Source organism: Streptomyces sp. DSM 120436, from assembly GCF_055778765.1.
On the sequence record NZ_JBSKBS010000001.1, the window covers coordinates 89736 to 107693 of the forward strand.

General features: G+C 73.1%; 17 protein-coding genes. 3 read left to right on the forward strand and 14 right to left on the reverse strand.

Going from position 1 to position 17958, the window contains the following annotated elements:
- Positions 1-109: 109 nt before the first annotated feature.
- A complete protein-coding gene (locus ACWH4W_RS00415) occupies positions 110-550 on the reverse strand; it encodes a hypothetical protein (RefSeq protein WP_473073863.1) in 441 nt (146 codons plus the stop codon).
- A gap of 188 nt (positions 551-738) precedes the next feature.
- Here ACWH4W_RS00415 and ACWH4W_RS00420 point away from each other — a divergent pair, with 188 nt between their 5' ends.
- Complete coding sequence (locus tag ACWH4W_RS00420; RefSeq protein ID WP_473073864.1) at positions 739-1125, forward strand: hypothetical protein; 387 nt, start codon at positions 739-741, stop codon at positions 1123-1125.
- A 6-nt stretch (positions 1126-1131) separates the two neighbouring features.
- Positions 1132-1650 (forward strand): hypothetical protein, encoded by a 519-nt coding sequence (locus ACWH4W_RS00425; RefSeq protein ID WP_473073865.1) that lies wholly within the window; start codon positions 1132-1134, stop codon positions 1648-1650.
- A gap of 345 nt (positions 1651-1995) precedes the next feature.
- Here the strand turns inward: ACWH4W_RS00425 and ACWH4W_RS00430 are convergent, their stop codons facing one another.
- The 7 genes from ACWH4W_RS00430 to ACWH4W_RS00460 form a co-directional block, all read right to left on the reverse strand.
- Positions 1996-2349 (reverse strand): cytidine deaminase, encoded by a 354-nt coding sequence (locus tag ACWH4W_RS00430; RefSeq protein ID WP_473073866.1) that lies wholly within the window; start codon positions 2347-2349, stop codon positions 1996-1998.
- 20 nt (positions 2350-2369) lie between these two features.
- Positions 2370-2729: an MmcQ/YjbR family DNA-binding protein gene (locus ACWH4W_RS00435; RefSeq protein WP_473073867.1), complete on the reverse strand. Its 360-nt coding sequence runs from the start codon at positions 2727-2729 to the stop codon at positions 2370-2372.
- Positions 2726-4036 carry a hemolysin family protein gene (locus ACWH4W_RS00440; protein WP_473073868.1) on the reverse strand — a complete coding sequence of 437 codons (1311 nt, stop codon included), beginning with the start codon at positions 4034-4036 and terminating at the stop codon, positions 2726-2728. Before ACWH4W_RS00440 ends, ACWH4W_RS00435 begins: the two co-directional genes overlap by 4 nt.
- Positions 4033-4530: an rRNA maturation RNase YbeY gene (gene ybeY / locus ACWH4W_RS00445; RefSeq protein WP_473073869.1), complete on the reverse strand. Its 498-nt coding sequence runs from the start codon at positions 4528-4530 to the stop codon at positions 4033-4035. Before ybeY ends, ACWH4W_RS00440 begins: the two co-directional genes overlap by 4 nt.
- Positions 4531-4542: 12 nt before the next feature.
- A complete protein-coding gene (locus tag ACWH4W_RS00450; protein WP_473073870.1) occupies positions 4543-5613 on the reverse strand; it encodes a PhoH family protein in 1071 nt (356 codons plus the stop codon).
- A gap of 408 nt (positions 5614-6021) precedes the next feature.
- The gene (locus tag ACWH4W_RS00455; protein ID WP_473073871.1) at positions 6022-7218 is read right to left on the reverse strand and encodes a carbohydrate kinase family protein; all 1197 of its coding nucleotides are present in this window, start codon (positions 7216-7218) and stop codon (positions 6022-6024) included.
- A gap of 95 nt (positions 7219-7313) precedes the next feature.
- Positions 7314-8618 (reverse strand): glucarate dehydratase family protein, encoded by a 1305-nt coding sequence (locus ACWH4W_RS00460; protein WP_473073872.1) that lies wholly within the window; start codon positions 8616-8618, stop codon positions 7314-7316.
- A gap of 402 nt (positions 8619-9020) precedes the next feature.
- Between ACWH4W_RS00460 and ACWH4W_RS00465 the strand changes: the two genes are divergently transcribed.
- A complete protein-coding gene (locus ACWH4W_RS00465) occupies positions 9021-10373 on the forward strand; it encodes an MFS transporter (RefSeq protein WP_473073873.1) in 1353 nt (450 codons plus the stop codon).
- 170 nt (positions 10374-10543) lie between these two features.
- Here ACWH4W_RS00465 and ACWH4W_RS00470 read toward each other — a convergent pair whose 3' ends face one another.
- From ACWH4W_RS00470 to ACWH4W_RS00495, 6 genes are all read right to left on the reverse strand, one after another.
- Positions 10544-11449: a ribonuclease Z gene (locus ACWH4W_RS00470; protein ID WP_473073874.1), complete on the reverse strand. Its 906-nt coding sequence runs from the start codon at positions 11447-11449 to the stop codon at positions 10544-10546.
- A gap of 4 nt (positions 11450-11453) precedes the next feature.
- Positions 11454-11807: a histidine triad nucleotide-binding protein gene (locus tag ACWH4W_RS00475; protein ID WP_473073875.1), complete on the reverse strand. Its 354-nt coding sequence runs from the start codon at positions 11805-11807 to the stop codon at positions 11454-11456.
- Positions 11808-11888: 81 nt separating this feature from the next.
- Positions 11889-15095 (reverse strand): S41 family peptidase, encoded by a 3207-nt coding sequence (locus ACWH4W_RS00480; RefSeq protein ID WP_473073876.1) that lies wholly within the window; start codon positions 15093-15095, stop codon positions 11889-11891.
- 45 nt (positions 15096-15140) lie between these two features.
- The gene (locus ACWH4W_RS00485; protein ID WP_473073877.1) at positions 15141-15686 is read right to left on the reverse strand and encodes a hypothetical protein; all 546 of its coding nucleotides are present in this window, start codon (positions 15684-15686) and stop codon (positions 15141-15143) included.
- A 124-nt stretch (positions 15687-15810) separates the two neighbouring features.
- The gene (locus ACWH4W_RS00490) at positions 15811-16551 is read right to left on the reverse strand and encodes a 16S rRNA (uracil(1498)-N(3))-methyltransferase (protein ID WP_473073878.1); all 741 of its coding nucleotides are present in this window, start codon (positions 16549-16551) and stop codon (positions 15811-15813) included.
- Positions 16548-17660 carry a nitronate monooxygenase gene (locus ACWH4W_RS00495; RefSeq protein WP_473073879.1) on the reverse strand — a complete coding sequence of 371 codons (1113 nt, stop codon included), beginning with the start codon at positions 17658-17660 and terminating at the stop codon, positions 16548-16550. The genes ACWH4W_RS00490 and ACWH4W_RS00495 overlap by 4 nt, the downstream gene beginning before the upstream one ends.
- Positions 17661-17958 lie beyond the last annotated feature (298 nt).

A 17958-nucleotide genomic window follows, 5' to 3' on the forward strand; every position in this document is an offset into this window, starting at 1 on the left:
GGTCTTTGAACGCCTCTTGCCGCCGGACAGGGTTACGCCGTGGCCCACGACCAGCGGATGATCTTCATGTGTCGACACAACAGACTCTCAACGGTGGCCGTCTCCGTCTCTAGGCCATCCAGCAGTACAGGCGGTGCTCCCGCTCGCCGGTGCTACGAGCCAGCCTGGACAGATCACTCAAGGTCCTGGTCGCAATCTCCTCGTCAAACGCCTCTCCATCCGCCGCCCGCTCCTCGATCCACAACCGGCTGACTTCGATCAGCCGGGACTGGTCGCTGGCGGAAAGCGCGTCTTGAAGGGATCTGGAAACGGCGAAGACCACGGGGCCGTCCCAGCCGTCGTCGGGCTCAGCGACTGTCTCGGGCTCATCAGCGGCGACGAGCTCTGAGAAGCTCCGACCGGTGAAGATGCTCTCCCACTCGATCAGCGCCTCTTCAGCGTCGAAGTTGCCGTACTCCAGCGGCTCGAAAGCCCTGTCGGGGCCGCCGTCCACGACCGCGGCCGCAACTTCGTGACTCGGTGCCACAAAGAACTTGACGATGATGCTCACCGAGGCATGGTCCCTAATCGACCGACCTCGGTCCACCTGCCATCTGACTGCCCCCGAAGGGCGGCTCCAAGCCCGGCGGCAACTCCGGCGGCTCCTCCCGCAACAACGGAGGATCGAGCGGCGGCGGTGGCTCCGGCAAGGTGCCCAGTTCGCGAGGGGAATCCGACGACCGGCCTCCAAACGTCGATGTGGACCGCGCACCGGAAAACTGGAACGTCGACGACCGCCTCGCCGAGGTTTCCGAGCGGGTGCCAACGTACGCGCTGTTCGCCTCTAGTGCGCGGACGAGGAGTCGCACCTACGTCGGGGCTATTAACACGCGTACCGGTGACACGGTCCTTGCTTTTTCCGGCGGCGGTCACTGCGCTGAAGGCAACGCTCTGCTCGCCCTGGGAGGCAACCTGAATGAAGTGGTGTTCACCCACGCCTATACCTTGGTTCGGGAGAACAATGAGGGTCGGAGATGGTCGGCCGTGTTGAAATCTGTGTGCGCCAACTGTCAAGCGGACTATCCAAGCCTTGACAACTTCGTGCCCGGCATCACTGCCGATCCGGGTGGTCCTTGGGGAAGGTAAGGAACAGTGGAGCTCTTCGAAGTCGAACTGCGCAAGGTCGACTGGGAGCGGATGGAGTGTGGCTGTGGTGAGTCCGCAGCCCACCTGCCCGACAAAATCAGGGACCTGTTCTCCCTCGAGGAGGATCACGGCGATGGTGGTGCCTTCATCACGGCGCTGCACGACCACGTCATGACTCCCGCCGACAGTCTGCTCCCAGTCTCGGCTGCGTTCGTGCCGGTGGCCTGCGCCGTCTTGACGGGGCGCCTGTCGGAGTCGGCCAGGCGAGAGACGCTTGGGTGGATTCTGCGAATCCTCGGGCCTGCTGTGGACAGTGACAGCTCAATTGCTGTGAATTGCGTGAAAGCAGCGAGGCAAGGGCTGTGGACGCTGTACTCGGAGGTCGCGCATGGCGACTCGGAGGCCGGCGCAGCCTATGCGTTCGAGTCGTTGATGCTGATCGAGGAGGATCTCGACAGGCTGCGCGCCGTACAGGCCGTTGCAGCTGATCGCCTCCCGTGGGGCCTACGGGCGGAGATGATCTGAGCGGTTGTCGCCTCGGTTACAGAAGCCTGCGTTCAGGGAACCAGACGACCAGGTAGGTCATCCCTTCTGGTGCCTGGCCCGGTCCGCCCGCGTCATCAGCCCCGAACTCGTGGCGCTCCATGAGCAGCGGCCTCTCGTCGCCATGGACAGATCTGTTCCGCATCGTCTGTCCTGCATGGGATCCGGCTCCCTTTCGGTATGTGCCAGGAAGAGGGAGGACCGCGGGGGAGCTGCTCGGATCGTCGGCAGGTGGGGGCCGGACCCACTGCGTCACGCCGGCCGATGGCTTCCTGCCGGGCCGGCGTGTCCGCCCTCGATGCGCGGGAGGCTTGCGGGCGGGCCGGTTCAGCCCGCCGTCACCGTCTCCCGGACCGTGCCGTCCGGCCCGGCCACCAGCACCGGCGTCTGAGCCCCGCCCAGGTCCCGTACCGCCGCGCGGTCCTCCGCGGAGGCCGACTCCGCCTCCGTCACCACCGCCGCCGCCTCCAGCGAGGTCGCGCCGGACGCCACCGCCATCGCCACCGCCGTGCGCAGCGCGCTGAGCTGCAGCGAGTCCAGGGCGACCGTCCCGGCGGCGTACGTGCGGCCGGTCTCGTCGCGTACGGCCGCGCCCTCGGGCACGCCGTTGCGGGCCCGGACGGAGCGGGCCAGGGTGACGATCTTGCGGTCCTCGGGGTCGAGGTCGGGAGTCTCGGTCATGACCCGAGCATAAGGGGGCGCTACGGGCGGTCGAGGCGCAGGCGTTCGGCTCGGGGCAGGCCGGCGACGACCAGGTCGTAGGAGTCCTCGACCAGCTCCGTGACCAGGCGGTCCGGCAGGGCTCCGTCCACCGTCACCGTGTTCCAGTGGCGCTTGTTCATGTGCCAGCCGGGGGCGATCAGGTCCGGGTGCTCGGCGCGGAGCCGGATCGCGTCCTGCGGGTCGCACTTGAGGTTGACCTTCAGCGGCCGCGCGCCCAGGTCCGTCAGGGCGAACATCTTCCCCAGCACCTTGAAGACCGAGGTCTCCGGGGTGAAGGGGAACTCCTCCACCGCCGCGTTGAAGGACAGGCACAGGGCGCGCAGCCGCTCCGGGGTCATTCCTCCGTCGCCTCCTCGCCGGACGGCGGGTCCACCGGGCCCACCGGCTCCACCAGCACCGTCACGATCTTGTTCCGGCGTCCGGCCGCCGCCTCCGCCGTGAGCCGCAGCTCGCGCCCGTCCGGCAGCTCCACCACGGACGACGCGCCCGCGATCGGTACCCGGCCCAGTCGCTTGGCGAGCAGTCCCCCGACGGTCTCGACGTCCTCGTCGTCGAACTCCTCCAGCCCGTACAGCTCGCCCAGGTCGGTGATGTCGAGGCGGGCGGTGACCCGGTGGCGGCCCTCGCCGAGCTCCTCCACCGGGGGCAGCTCGCGGTCGTACTCGTCGGTGATCTCGCCGACGATCTCCTCGAGGATGTCCTCGATGGTGACGATGCCCGCGGTGCCGCCGTACTCGTCGACGGCGACGGCGACGTGGTTGCGTTCCTTCTGCATCTCGCGCAGCAGGTCGCCGGCGTTCTTGGTGTCGGGCACGAAGAACACGGGCCGCATCGCCGTGGACACCAGGTCGCTCTCCGCGTCCCGGCTGACGTGCGTCCTGCGGGCCAGGTCCTTCAGGTAGACGATGCCGACGATGTCGTCCTCGCTCTCGCCGGTCACCGGGATGCGGGAGAAGCCGGAGCGCAGGGCGAGGGTGAGGGCCTGGCGGATGGTCTTGTACCGCTCGATGACCACCAGGTCGGTGCGCGGCACCATCACCTCGCGCACCAGGGTGTCGCCCAGTTCGAAGACCGAGTGCACCATGCGGCGCTCCTCGTCCTCGATCAGCGACTCCGCCTCCGCGAGGTCCACCAGCGCGCGCAGCTCCGCCTCGGAGGCGAAGGGGCCGTGCCGGAAGCCCTTGCCGGGCGTGAGGGCGTTGCCGATGAGGATCAGCAGCGAGGGGATCGGGCCCATGATCCGGGCCAGCGGCACGAGCACGTACGCGGCGGCCGTGGCCGTGTTCAGCGGGTGCTGCCGGCCGATGGTGCGCGGGGAGACCCCGACGGCGACGTACGACACCAGGACCATGACGGCGATGGCGATCAGCAGCGCCTGGGCCGTGCCGTCGAACTCGCGCACGCTGCCGTAGGTGATCAGCGAGGCGGCGGACATCTCGCAGATGATGCGGACCAGCAGCGCCACGTTGAGGTAGCGGGTGGGGTCGGCCGCGATCCGGGCGAGCTTGGCACTGCCCCGGCGGCCGGACCGTACGGCCTCCTCGGCGCGGAAGCTGGAGACGCGCGCGATGCCGGCCTCCGCGCACGCGGCGAGCCAGGCGACGACGACGAGCGCGAGCGCCCCCAGGACCAGTGGGGCGCTCATGAGACGGTCGGGGCCGGAGAGGGGCCGGTGAGGCCCTTCTCCGCGCGCCAGCCGTCCACGATGGCCGCCTGGAGGCCGAACATCTCGGCCTTCTCGTCCGGTTCCTCGTGGTCGTAGCCGAGCAGGTGCAGCACCCCGTGGACGGTGAGGAGCTGGAGCTCCTCGTCCATGGTGTGCCGCGTGGGCGCCTCGGCGCCCTGTCTGGCGGCGACCTCGGGGCAGAGCACGATGTCGCCGAGCAGCCCCTGCGGGGGCTCGTCGTCGTCCTTGGACGGGGGGCGCAGTTCGTCCATGGGGAACGACATGACGTCCGTGGGCCCGGGCAGGTCCATCCACTGGATGTGGAGCTGCTCCATGGCGCCCTCGTCCACCACGATCACCGAGAGCTCGGAGAGCGGGTGGATGCGCATCCGGGCCAGTGCGTAGCGGGCGATGTCGAGGATCGCCTGCTCGTCGACCTCGGTTCCGGACTCGTTGTTGACGTCGATCGACATCTGGTGCTCGGTCTACTTCCCCTTGTGCCCGGACCGGCCGCGGCCGCCCTTGTGGGCGCCGTTCTCGGTGCCGTGCTGGCTGTCGTACTTTTCGTACGCGTCGACGATACGGCCCACCAGCTTGTGCCGGACCACGTCGTGCGACGACAGCCGGGAGAAGTGGACGTCCTCCAGGCCCTCCAGGATGTCCTGGACCTGGCGCAGGCCGGACTTGGTGCCGTCGGGCAGGTCCACCTGCGTCACGTCACCCGTGATCACGATCTTCGAGTCGAAGCCGAGGCGGGTGAGGAACATCTTCATCTGCTCGGGGCTCGTGTTCTGGGCCTCGTCGAGGATGATGAAGGCGTCGTTGAGCGTGCGGCCGCGCATGTACGCCAGCGGCGCGACCTCGATGGTGCCCGCGGCCATCAGCCGGGGGATCGAGTCGGGGTCGAGCATGTCGTGCAGCGCGTCGTACAGCGGGCGCAGGTACGGGTCGATCTTCTCGTAGAGCGTGCCCGGCAGGAAGCCCAGCCGCTCGCCCGCCTCGACCGCGGGCCGGGTCAGGATGATGCGGTTGACCTGCTTGGACTGCAGGGCCTGCACCGCCTTGGCCATGGCCAGGTAGGTCTTGCCGGTACCGGCGGGGCCGATGCCGAAGACGATGGTGTGCTTGTCGATCGCGTCCACGTAGCGCTTCTGGTTGAGCGTCTTGGGGCGGATCGTGCGGCCGCGCGAGGACAGGATGTTCTGGGTGAGCACCTGGGCCGGGGTCTCCTGGCCGTCGCTCTCCCCGCTGTCGCTCGCCTTGAGCATGGCGATCGAGCGTTCCACTGCGTCCTCCGTCATCGGCTGCCCGGTGCGGAGCACCAGCATCATCTCGTCGAACACGCGCGAAATGAGGGCGACCTCCGTGGCGTCGCCGACCGCGCTGATCTCATTGCCCCGGACGTGGATGTCGGCCCCCGGGAAGGCCTTCTCGATCACACGCAGGAGGGCGTCTCCGGATCCCAGCACGGTCACCATGGGGTGCTGGGCGGGGACGGTGAACTGCACTCTCGCCTGCCCCTGCGCGGGGGTGTGAGCTGTGGGTGTATGAGTCATGGGCCGGCTCTGAGGCCTGCGGTTCCTCCTCGTCACGGCCGCGCAGCTGAGGGCGGCCTCGCGACTTCCAGGGTACGACGGAGGGGTGACAAGCTCGTAGGCCTTTTATCCGACCGGACGATCGACCCCGTTCGCCCTCTTCCCCACGGGCGCTCCCTCACGCGGCTCCCTCTCCCCACGGGCGCTCTCCACGCCGCCCTCCCGCCCCACGGGCGCTCTCTCACGCCGCTCCCTTTCCCCACGAGCGCCGTCTCACGCCACCCCGCCGCCTCCCCACGGGCGGCCGTTCCCCGCACCACCCCGCCGCCTCCCCACGGGCGGCCGTTCCCCGCACCACCCCGCCGCCTCCCCACGGGCGGCCGTTCCCCGCACCACCCCGCTTCCCGGTGGCCCCTCCCACGCCGGCTCTCACGCCGGCCGGCGGAATCCGATCGTCGGCACGGCCCGCCGCAGCGGCCACGGGCGCACCGCCTCCTCCGGGACCAGCCCGGCCAGGAAGCCGTACCGGCGCAGCGCGGCGGGGTCCTGTCCCTCGACCGACTGCACCCGGTGCCACCACGCCGCGATCTCCGCCCATCCCGGCGCGGACAGCGAGCCGCCGAACTCCTGCACGGACAGCGCGGCCGTGAGTCCTCCGAAGGCGAGCCGGTCGGCCAGCGGCCAGCCCGCCAGGGAGCCGGTGACGAACCCGGCGACGAACACGTCCCCCGCCCCGGTCGGGTCCAGCGCCTCCACCTCGATCGCCGGGACCGACGCGGTCTCCCCCGTACGCCGGTCCACCGCGTACGCGCCCTCCGCGCCCAGGGTGACCACCGCCACCGGCACGTACGCGGTCAGGGCGTGGGCGGCGGCGCGCGGGCAGTCCGTGCCGGTGTACCGCATGGCCTCCTCCGCGTTCGGCAGGAACGCCTCGCAGTGCCGCAGGTCGGGCAGCCGGGCCAGGTCCCACGCCCCGCTGTCGTCCCAGCCGACGTCGCCGAAGATCCTCGTCCCCTTGCGCGCCGCCTGCGCGATCCACGGGGCGCTGTGACCGGGTGTGAGGGAGGCGACGGCGGCCCGCGCGCGGGGCGGGCACGAAGGCAGGTCCGCGCCCGGAGGGCGTCGTCCGAGGGCGGTGGCGGGCGACGGGCGGGCGGGCTCCTCGGGGGGCGGTTCGTGGCCGTGGGAGACCATCGTGCGCTCGCCCTCGTACGCCATGGAGACGGTGACCGGGGAGTGCCAGCCGGGGACCGTGCGGGACGGGGAGAGGTCGATGCCCTCGCCCTGCTCCAGCGCGTCCCAGCAGTACTCGCCGTAGTGGTCGTCGCCGAAGGCCGCCGCGAGGGAGGTGCGCAGGCCGAGCCGGGCCAGGGCGGTGGCCATGTTGGCCACGCCGCCCGGGCTCGATCCCATGCCGCGCGCCCAGGACTCGGTACCGCGCACGGGGGCGCAGTCGAGCCCGGTGAAGACGATGTCGAGGAAGACGGTGCCGGTCAGGTAGACGTCCCAGGGCGGGTCGTCCGGGCCGCGCAGGGCGGCGAGCGGGTCGATCTGGGTCGGACAGGACGGTCCCGCGAGGGGTTCCTTCCCGGCTCTCCTGCCGTTCCTCTTCCCGGTGGACGCCATCACGGTGCGCTCCCTGACGTGGTGCGGTTTCAGCCAGTGTGCACCACACCGCCGACAGCGGGAGCGCCGTCACGCCGGGCCGCCTCCGGGCGCCGTCACCAGCGGGGCACGGCCGGCCGCGTCCAGGCCGGGTCGGCGGTCCGCATGGCGGCCGCGTCGTCGCGGTCGCGCAGCGCGCCGTCGTCGTCCAGCCACCGTCGGTGCAGGAACGCCAGCCGGTCGCGGTCGAGTTCGACGCCGAGGCCCGGCGCGTCGGGGACGCGGACCGTGCCGCCCTCGAAGGCGAGCCGCTCGGTGAGGACGTCCTCCGACTGCCAGGGGTAGTGGGAGTCGCAGGCGTGGTGCAGGTCGGGCACGGTCGCCGCCACGTGCGTCATCGCGGCGAGGCTGATGCCGAGGTGGGTGTTGGAGTGCATGGAGACGCCCACGCCGAAGGCGCGGCAGATCGCCGCGAGGTGCCGGGTGTTGCGCAGTCCGCCCCAGTAGTGGTGGTCGGAGAGCACCACCTGCACGGCGTCCCGGGTGAACGCCTCCTTGATCTCGGCGAACGTGGTCACGCACATGTTGGTCGCGAGGGGCACCTCGGTCCGGGCGGCCACCTCGGCCATCGCGGACGTGCCGAGGGTGGGGTCCTCCAGGTACTCCAGGACGTCCCCGAGCTCCTCGGCCACCTTCAGCGAGGTCTCCACGGACCAGGCGCCGTTGGGGTCGAGGCGCAGCGGGTGCCCGGGGAAGGCGGCGGCCAGCGCGCGGACGGCGGCGATCTCCTCCCTCGGCTCGAAGACGCCGCCCTTGAGCTTGAACGACGTGAAGCCGTACCGCTCCTTGAACCGCCGGGCCTGCTCGACCACGCCCGCCGGGTCGACGGCCGCGCCCCAGTCGTCCTCCTCCGCCGCGACGCCCTCCGGGTGCTCGGCCCACTTGTAGAACAGGTACGCGCTGTACTCGACGGCGTCGCGCACCTTGCCGCCGAGCAGGGCGTGCACGGGCAGGCCGAGGCTCTTGCCGAGGGCGTCGAGGGACGCGACCTCGAGGGCGGAGAGCACGGACAGCCGCAGCTTGTCGGCGGTCTGCACGCCGCGCAGCCCGCCGACGTCCACCTGCCCGGAGACCCGGGCGGCGTCGACGGCGACCTGGTCTGCCTCGGCGAACAGCCGGTTCAGGTCGTCGACGCGGTGGCCGGCCAGCCGGTCGGCGAGCGGGCGGGCCAGGTTCAGGTACGTGGTGTCGCCGTACGTCTCGCCGAGCCCGGTGATCCCGTCGGCGGTCACCACCTCCACGATCAGCCGGGGGGTGTACGGCTGGTGCACGCCCTGCGTGTTGAGCAGGGGCGGGTCGGCCACCAGGACCGGGGTGAGGCGGACCTCGGTCACGGTCAGGCCGGAGGCGGGTGCGGTCACGGGGCGGCTCCTACGAGGTCGGGTCCGGCGGCGGGCGGGGGCCTGAGGGTGGCGGGGCGCGGGCGGACGGACGGGCGGGCTCATCTCCGTATGTGGACGATGTCCATGTATGAGAACGAAGGCTAGAGGGGTGAATCGGAGGGCGTCAACGGTGCGACGGGCGGCCGTCCGGCGACGCCGGGGCGGGGGCGCGGCGGCCCCGGACAGGCGAAAAGCGCGCTGCTACCCAGCGCCTGAAACCCCCAAACGCAAGAGTGACTTAGATCACATCGATCTCACTCCCGTTGCGCCGTCCCCGCTTGATACAAATTGCCCGCGCGTTCTCGTCCGTCGACGGCCGTCGCCCCCTCCTCTCCTTTCTCGCATATCGCACCGTCCCCTTCGCACGCCCTGGGAACGCCCGTGTACGCCCCTCGCACCACCCCCTGGCCCCTCGTCGCCCTTTTCACGGCCGGGTACCTCGCCCCGTACCTGCTGCCGACCACCGTCGGCCGACTGGAACGCGGCCTGGATCTCTCGGCCACCCAGGCGGGGGCCGTCGGCAGTCTGCTGCTGCTCAGCTCGGCCACGGCCGGGTTCCTGCTGGCCTCCCGCGTCGAGCGGACCGGGGCCCGGACCCTCGCCCGGCTGGGCCTCGTCCTCGCCGCCGTCGGTTACGGCGGGGCCGCGCTCACCACCGCCGTCCCGGCCGTCGTCGCCGGGGCCGTGATCGGCGGGTTCGGGTCGGGCACGGCCACCACGGTCGCCGCGACCCGGATCGCCGCGGAGAAGGACCCGCACCGGGCCTCCGCCCTGGGCCTGCTCAGCGTGTCCGCACTGGCCGGCGCGGTCTACCTGACGGTGCCGCACCTGCCCGGGCACGGACTCACCCTCGCCGCCATCGCCCTCACCGCGCTCGCGGTGTGGCCGTTGACCTCCCGGCTGCCCGGCGGCACGTCCGGCCCGCTCGCGGCGGAGACGCCGGAGACGGCGGAGGCCGACGGCACCGGCACCCCCCGCCTGCCGCACCGGCGGTCGGGGATGGTGCTGGCCGGGGCGATGCTGCTGTGGTCCCTGGCGCAGAACGCGCTGTGGGGCGTCAGCGGGCGCATCGGCGTCGACCAGGCGCACCTGTCCGAGCCGACCGTGGGCGTGGTCTTCGCGGTGGCGCTGGGCGCGGGACTGCTGGGTGTGCTGGGCGCGGGCGCGCTCGGCTCACGGCTCGGGCGTGCGCTGCCTATCGGCGGCGGCACGGTCGTCATCGCCGGCTGCATCGCGCTGAGCGCCTCCGCGACCGGGCTGGGGAGCTTCGCCGCGGGCGAGATCGCCTGGAACACGGTCTATCCGGTGGTGCTGTCGTACCTGATCGGGCTGGCCGCCTCGCTGGACGCGCGGGGGCGCTGGGCGGTGCTGGTGGGCTCGGCGTCCTCGCTGGGCACCGCGGCCGGGCCGCTCACCGGGAGTGTGCTGTCCGCGCAGGCCGGCTTCCCGGTGATGGGCGCGGTGCTCGCGGTGGGGCTGCTGCTGGTCGCGGTGCCGATGACCGGGGTCGCGCTGCACACGGGGGGACGGCCGCTGCTGCCGGGAGCGGTGCGGCGGCGAGGTGGTCATCCGGCGGCGCTGGTCGCCGCGACGACGGGTACCCCCTCGGGCGCGGTGCCGGAGGTCGGGGCGCCGGAGCAGCCGGTCGTCGAGATCCCCCTCGACGGGACGCCGGCTCCCGCGCAGGGCGCCTACGACACGGCGGCGGCCACGCGGGCGCCGGGCGGGGTGTGAGAGTCGCGTGGGCCACGGGCGCCGGGCCCCGCTCCCGGCGACGGGGGCGCACACGCGAGCCGGCGGGCAGGCGCCTCCTCCAGAGGGGGTACCCCCAGGTCCTCGAGGCACCGGGGAGGCGCGACTGCCCGCAGCCGCGTCAGCGGCGGAGCGGCTGAGCGCCGCCGCGGTCAGCGGCGTTTCGGGAGCGGGACGCGCTGCAGGTCGCGGGCCACGGTCAGGCCGGCGTCGTAACCCGCCGCGCGGGCCTGGCGCTCGAACTCCTCCGGGTCGGAGTACCGCTGGCTGAAGTGCGTGAGCACCAGGTGCCGTACGCCCGCGTCGCGGGCGACCCGCGCGGCCTGGCCGGCCGTCAGGTGGCCGAACTCGACGGCCAGTTCCTCGTCCTCGTCGAGGAACGTCGACTCGATCACCAGCATGTCGCAGCCCTCGGCGAGCGCGTACACCCCGTCGCACAGCCGGGTGTCCATGACGAACGCGAACCGCTGTCCGCGCCGGACCTCGCTGACGTCCTCCAGGGCGACCCCGCCGAGGGAGCCCTCGCGCTGGAGGCGGCCGACGTCCGGGCCCTCGATGCCGTGCGCGGCGAGCCGGTCGGGCAGCATGCGGCGGCCGTCGGGCTCGACCAGCCGGTAGCCGTACGCCTCGACGGGGTGGGAGAGCCGGCGCGCCTCCAGCGTGTAGCCGGGGGTGCGGACGAGCGGGCCGTCGGTGTCGACGGGAGCCTCGAGGAGGGCGACGGTCTCGCGGTAGGCGGTCGCGTACCGCAGCCGGTCGAAGAACCGCTGACCGGAGCGCGGGTAGTGCGCGCTGACCGGGTGCGGCACCTTGTCGAGGTTGATCCGCTGGATCACCCCGGCGAGCCCGAGGCAGTGGTCGCCGTGGAAGTGGGTGACGCAGATCCGGTCGATGTCGTGCGCCGCGACCCCGGCGCGCAGCATCTGCCGCTGGGTGCCCTCGCCGGGGTCGAACAGGAAGCCTTCGCCGTCCCAGCGCAGCAGGTAGCCGTTGTGGTTGCGGTGCCGGGTCGGGACCTGGCTGGCGGTGCCGAGCACCACCAGTTCACGGACGGACAACGGTCTATCCGGGGGGCCACTCGAGACCGCGGCCGCCCAGGACGTGGGCGTGCGCGTGCCACACGGTCTGGCCGGCGCCGCTGCCCGTGTTGAACACGATGCGGTAGCTCTCCAGCTTTTCCTCGTCCGCGACGGCCTGCGTCTCGCGCAGGACGTCCGCCGCGACGTCGGGCGCCGCGGCGGCGAGGGCCGCGGCGTCCCGGTGGTGCGCCTTCGGGATCACCAGGACGTGCGTGGGCGCCTGGGGGTTGATGTCGCGGAACGCGACGGTCGTGTCCGTCTCCCGCACGATCGTCGCCGGGATGCTGCCCGCGACGATCTTGCAGAACAGACAGTCGTCCTGAGGTTCCCCTGCCATACGCCCTCCTCGGCCCGGTGATCACCACTACAGAGGCATGCTACCGACCCCGCCGCGGGCCGTCGTGCCGCCCGCACGCGGTCACGGCAGCTCCGGCGGCGCCTTCGCGGGGGCCGTCTCCAGCGCCTCCAGCGCCAGCCGCACCGCCTCGTCGAGCTGGACGTCCCGCCCGGCGGCGTGGTCCTGCGGCCGCTGGACGACCTCGACGTCCGGGTCGACTCCGTGGTTCTCCACGTCCCAGCCGTACCCCTCCAGCCAGAAGGCGTACTTGGGCTGGGTGACCAGCGTGCCGTCGACCAGCCGGTAGCGGCTGTCGATGCCGATGACGCCGCCCCACGTGCGGGTGCCGACGACGGGGCCGATGCCGAGCGCCTTGATCGCCGCGTTGACGATGTCGCCGTCGGAGCCGGAGAACTCGTTGGCGACGGCGACGACGGGTCCCCGGGGCGCGTCGCGCGGGTAGCTCTCCGCGCGCATCCCGCGCGGCAGGTCCCAGCCGACGATCCGCCGGGCCAGCTTCTCCACCACGAGTTGCGAGGTGTGGCCGCCGCGGTTCTCCCGGACGTCCACGATCAGTCCCTCGCGCAGCACCTCCACCCGCAGGTCGCGGTGGATCTGCGCCCACCCGGGCGCCTGCATGTCGGGGACGTGGATGTAGCCGAGCCGGCCGCCGGACCTCTCCAGCACGTACGCCCGCCGGCCGGCGACCCAGTCGTGGTAGCGCAGCGGCTCCTCGTCGGCGAGCGGCACGACGACCGCGTGCCGCGGCTCTCCTCCGCCGGCCGGCGACACGGTCAGTTCGACGGGCTTGCCGGCCGTCCCCACCAGCAGCGGCGCGGGGCCGGTCACCGGGTCGACCGGCTGTCCGGCGACGGCGACGATCGCGTCGCCCGGCCGGATGGCGACGCCGGGCGCGGCGAGCGGTGAGCGGGCCTCCGGGTCGGAGGTCTCGGCGGGCAGGACGCGGTCCACCCGCCAGCTTCCGTCCTCGTGCCGGGAGAGGTCCGCGCCGAGCAGTCCCTGCCGGGGACCGCTCCCGGAGCCGCCGCGCGGGGTGACGTAGGCGTGCGAGGTGCCGAGTTCGCCGTGCACCTCCCACAGCAGGTCCACCAGGTCGTCGTGGGTGGCCAGCCGGTCGAGCACGGGACGGTAGCGGTCCAGCACCGCGTCCCAGTCGACGCCGCTCATGTCGGGACGCCAGAAGTTGTCCCGCATGATGCGGCCGTTCTCGTCGAACATCTGCCGCCACTCGGTGGCCGGGTCGACGAACTGCCGCACCCGGCCGAGGTCGACGGTGATGTTGCTGTCGCTGTCGTCGTCGCCGGAGGCGCGCCGGTCGCTGGGCACGACCTTCAGGCGTCCGTCGGTCCACAGCAGCACCCTCTTGCCGTCGCCGCTGACCTCGAAGTGGTCGGCGTCCACGGCGAGGTGCTCGACGCGCTGCTGGGCGAGGTCGTAGCGCTCCAGGTCGGTCCTGGGGTCCGGGCCGTCGGGCGTGGCCCGGGACGCGCCGAGCACGCCGCGCACCGGGTGGCGCAGCCACAGCACGCCGTCCTTGGCGGCGCGCAGGTCGCTGTAGCGGGAGGCCTCGACCGGGAACGGCACGATGCGGTCGGCGAGGCCGTCGAGGTCGATGCGCGTGGTGGGGGCGCCCTCGCTGTCGGGGGTCTCGTCCCGGTCCGGGGTCTCGAAGGGCCGGCCGTGCCGCTGCGGCCCGAACGGCGACGGAGTGGTCGCCGCGAGCGTGATCAGGTACGGCCGTACGCCCTCGACGAAGGCCAGGTCGAAGACGTGCTCGTCGTAGACCGGGTCGAAGGAGCGGGTGGACAGGAACGCGAGGTGCTTGCCGTCGAGGGTGAAGGCGGGCGCGTAGTCCTGGAAGCGCAGCGGGGTCGCCTCGGTGACCGACAGGTCGGTGGTGTGGGCGAGCTTGATCTGGCTGAGCGGGCGCGGGCCGGGGTGGGACCAGGCGAGCCAGGCGGAGTCGGGCGAGAAGACCAGCCCGGAGACGTCGCCGTCCTCGCTGCGGTCGACCTCGCGGACCTCGCCGGTCTCCCGCTCGACGAGGAGGACACGGCCGTCGTGGGAGGCGATCGCGGCGCGGCTGCCGTCGGGCGCCATCGCCAGCTCCACGACCCGGCCGAGCCGTCCGGCGGCCAGGCGGCGCGGGGTGGCGCCGGGGGCCGGTCCGGTGGCGGGGGCGAACTCCAGGGCGTCGTCGCCCTCGGCGTCCGTCACCCACACCACCCATTCCTCGCCGTCCGCGCGGAAGACGCGCGGACGGCGGGCCCGGACGCCCGGGGTGGCGGCGAGCGCGCGGGCCGGGCCGGAGCGGTGGGTGACCCAGTGGACGGTGCCGCGCACGCAGACGGCGCTGCCGCGCGCGGTGTGGTCGGGGGACGCGGAGCCGAACCAGCGGGCCGCGTTCACCGGGAACGGCCGGAGGTCGACGCGCTGGCCGCCGAGCCGTACGTCGAGGCGGCGCGGCTCGGCCCCGTCGAGGTCGTCGAGGGTCCACAGCTCGCCGGCGCTGGAGTACACGACCCGGCTGCCGTCGGTCGCCGCGTGGCGGGCGTAGAAGCCCTCCAGCGGGGTGTGGCGGCGCAGGTCGGAGCCGTCGGCGAGGGAGGAGTACAGCGCTCCGGTGCCCTCGTGGTCGGAGAGGAACGCGAGCCTCTCCCCCACCCACAGCGGGTACTCGATGTTCCCGTCGAGGTCCTCGTGCAGCCGGACGAACTCGCCGTCGCCGGCGCGGTCGATCCACAGCTTGCCCGCGGTGCCGCCCCGGTAACGCTTCCAACTGGCCGCCTCGCGGCCCATCGTGGCGGACAGCAGCACGGTGTGCGGACCTTCGGCGACGTCGCCGACCGGCCCGTACGGCAGGGTGTCGGCGGGGCCGCCGTCGAGCGGCACGGCACGCGCCCAGGTGCGGCGCAGGCTCGCCTGGCCGTAGGTGCTCAGCGCGAGGACGCGGCCGTCCGCGGTCCAGCCGCGGACCTGGGTCCTCGGGCTGCCCCAGTGCGTGAGCCGCCGGGCGGGGCCGCCGTCGACGGGGGCGACGTGCACCTCGGGGGCGCCGTCGCGGGTGGAGGTCCAGGCGACGGTGGTGCCGTCCGGGGAGATCCGTGGGTGGTTCACCGGCACGTTGTCCGCGCTGACCCGCCAGGCGCGGCCACCGTCGAGCGGGGCGAGCCACACGTCGTCCTCGGCGGTGAAGGCGACCAACTCGCCGTGCGGGTGCGGAAACCGGAGGTATGCGCTGGATGCGACCGATGCAGGCTGTGTCACCCGATCACCCTAGGGGGGCGCGTCCGGTCCGGCCAGGGGTTCGGATCACTTGCCCTCGACGGGGCGACAGGAGGGGTACTGGTCGCACCACACCGTCGTGGTGACGGTCACGGTCACGGTGGGCCGCGGGCCGCGCTGTGCCGGCTCGCCCACGGGGGGCGGGCTCTCGGAGTCGCAGTCGCCCAGTCCCTCGACGTGGAACACCTGCCGGCCGTCCACCTTCGCGGTGATGTCCCCCCGGATGCAGGCGTTGTCGACGGCGTGGGTGACCCGTCCGGTGACGGTGATCTCCTTGCCGCCCTCGGTCTCGCCCTCGCAGTCGACCGAGGCGGCGGTCCTCTCCGAGCCCGGCGAGGCGGAGGACCCGCCCCGGTCGCCGAACGACGCGTTGCAGGTGAGCCAGCGGACCCTGTCCTTCTGCCGGTTGAGCTCCTCGGTCACGGTCCCGTCGGTGGTGAGCGCGACGGCCGCGGAGCTGAGGTCGCCGCCCTCGCAGGCCGTGACGCCGGTGACGGCGGCCACGGCGAAACCGGCGGCGACCGCGAGTCGCCGCCCTCGTGTTCCCCGCGGGAACCTTGTCATCGCCCCCATGTACGGCAGCGTGCCACCGCCGCCCGCGCGGCGGTAGGGCGCATTGGGCCACGCTTGGCGCCCCCGGCACACCCCCTCCGGCGGTCACGGAGCGGGGTCCGGAGCGAGTCCCCGTGACGTGAGGTCAGGACCAGCGTCCGGTGCGTCCCAGCAGCAGCGCCGCCGCGGCCGTCCCCGCCGTGGACGTCCGCAGCACGCTCCGCCCCAGCCGGTACGCCCGCGCCCCGGCGCTCTCGAACAGCGCCAACTCCTCGGGGGACACCCCGCCTTCGGGACCGACGACCAGCACGATCTCGCCGGAGGCGGGCAGCGGAACCGTGGCCAGCGGCTCGGTCCCGCTCTCGTGCAGCACCGCCGCGAAGTCCGCTTCGGCGAGAAGTGAGGCGACCCCCTTGCCCGTCGCCGCGTCCGCGACCTCCGGGAACCGCACCCGACGCGACTGCTTGCCCGCCTCCCGGGCGGTGGCCCGCCACTTGGCGAGGGACTTGGCGCCCCGCTCGCCCTTCCACTGCGTGATGCAGCGCGAGGCCGACCACGGCACGATCGCGTCGACACCGACCTCGGTCATGGTCTCCACGGCCAACTCGCCCCGGTCGCCCTTGGGCAGCGCCTGCACGACGGTCAGCCGGGGCGTCTGCGCCGGCTCCTCGACGACCTCGCCGAGCCGGACGATCAGCCGGTCCTTGCCCTCGGCGCCGTCCACCTCGCCCGCGGCCCAGCGGCCCGCGCCGTCGGTGAGGACGATCTCCTCGCCGGCCCGCAGCCGCTTCACGGCGACGGCGTGGCGTCCCTCGGGTCCGTCGAGCACGTAGCGGCCGGTGCCGTGCGTGTCGAAGTGGTCGACGACGAAGACGGGGGCGGTCATCGGGCGCCTCCCGTCAACGCCGCGCGGGCGGCGGCCAGTTCGGCGACGAGCACGTCCACCAGCTGTCCGGCGGGCAGTGCGCGGGCCATGCGGTGGCCCTGCCCCGCCCACAGCGCGAGCCCCTGCGCGTCCCCGGCCTCGGCGGCGGCCTTGCGCAGCGGCGCGGTCAGGTGGTGGACCTCCGGGTAGGCGGCGGGGGCGTACGGGCCGTGCTCGCGCAGGAAGCGGTTGACCAGGGCGCGCGCGGGGCGGCCGGTGAAGGCGCGGGTGAGCTCGGTGCGGGCGTGAAGGGGGTCGGTGAGGGCCTGCTTGTGCAGGGCGTGCGCGCCGGACTCGTGGGCGGCGACGAAGGCCGTGCCGAGCTGGGCCGCGCTGGCGCCGGCGGCGCACACGGCGGCGATCTGGCCGCCGCGCATGATGCCGCCGGCGGCGACGACGGGGATGCCGACGGACTCGCGGACCTGGGCGACCAGGGACAGCAGTCCGATGCCGCCGCCGTCGGTCTCCGGGACGTCGCGGTGGGTGCCCTGGTGGCCGCCGGCCTCGACGCCCTGGGCGATCACCGCGTCGGCGCCGGCCCGTTCCACGGCGCGGGCCTCCTCGGGGGTCGTGGCGGTGACCAGGGTGAGGGTGCCGACGCGGTGCAGCGCGTCGATCACCTCGCGGGCCGGCACGCCGAAGTGGAACGACACGACCGGCACGGGGTCGTCGAGCAGCACGGCGAGCTTGGCGTCGTAGCCGTCGTCACGGCCGCTGTCGGGGTCGCCCAGCTCCGTCCCGTACCAGGAGGCCTCGCCGGCCAGCTGGTGGGCGTAGACGCCGACGGCGGCGTTGGAGGGCGCGGCGTCGGCCGCTCCGGCGGCGCCGGTGCTCGCACCGGGAGTCTCGGGCTGGGGCAGGAAGAGGTTGACGCCGAAGGGGCGGGAGGTGAGTCCTCGCAGCTGCTTGATCTCCTGGTACATCCCGTCCGCGGTCTTGTACCCGGCGGCCAGGAAACCGAGCCCGCCCGCCTCGGACACGGCGGCGGCGAGCTGCGGCACCGATACGCCGCCCGCCATGGGCGCCTGCACGATCGGGTGCGGGAAGAGATCGGTCAGTACGGAGGACATGACCGCATGGTGTCACGTCCCCCGACCAACTCCGAAGCGGCCCTTCCCTTGGCATAAGCCACTTTTCGCCGGGCCGCCGAACACGGTGGCGGCCCTTCGCGAGGGGCCTGGTCAGCGGCCGTTGACGCGCCCGTCAGGCGGGGGAACGGCCCCCGCTGACCCGGCCCACCGTGCTTCCCCGGGGGACACCCCCCGGCGCACGCACACCGGTCACCGCCCGTTGAACGCGTCCTTCAACCGCGAGAACAGCCCCTGCTGACCGTGCTTCCCCGGGGAACGACCCCCGGACCCCCGGCAG

Bases quoted from the DNA above. Each gene is read 5' to 3' on its own strand.
- ACWH4W_RS00430 (WP_473073866.1), bottom strand. From the start codon at position 2,349: ATGACCGAGACTCCCGACCTCGACCCCGAGGACCGCAAGATCGTCACC.
- ACWH4W_RS00435 (WP_473073867.1), bottom strand. From the start codon at position 2,729: ATGACCCCGGAGCGGCTGCGCGCCCTGTGCCTGTCCTTCAACGCGGCG.
- ACWH4W_RS00440 (WP_473073868.1), bottom strand. From the start codon at position 4,036: ATGAGCGCCCCACTGGTCCTGGGGGCGCTCGCGCTCGTCGTCGTCGCC.
- ybeY (WP_473073869.1), bottom strand. From the start codon at position 4,530: ATGTCGATCGACGTCAACAACGAGTCCGGAACCGAGGTCGACGAGCAG.
- ACWH4W_RS00450 (WP_473073870.1), bottom strand. From the start codon at position 5,613: ATGACTCATACACCCACAGCTCACACCCCCGCGCAGGGGCAGGCGAGA.
- ACWH4W_RS00455 (WP_473073871.1), bottom strand. From the start codon at position 7,218: ATGGCGTCCACCGGGAAGAGGAACGGCAGGAGAGCCGGGAAGGAACCC.
- ACWH4W_RS00475 (WP_473073875.1), bottom strand. From the start codon at position 11,807: ATGGCAGGGGAACCTCAGGACGACTGTCTGTTCTGCAAGATCGTCGCG.
- ACWH4W_RS00485 (WP_473073877.1), bottom strand. From the start codon at position 15,686: ATGGGGGCGATGACAAGGTTCCCGCGGGGAACACGAGGGCGGCGACTC.
- ACWH4W_RS00490 (WP_473073878.1), bottom strand. From the start codon at position 16,551: ATGACCGCCCCCGTCTTCGTCGTCGACCACTTCGACACGCACGGCACC.
- ACWH4W_RS00495 (WP_473073879.1), bottom strand. From the start codon at position 17,660: ATGTCCTCCGTACTGACCGATCTCTTCCCGCACCCGATCGTGCAGGCG.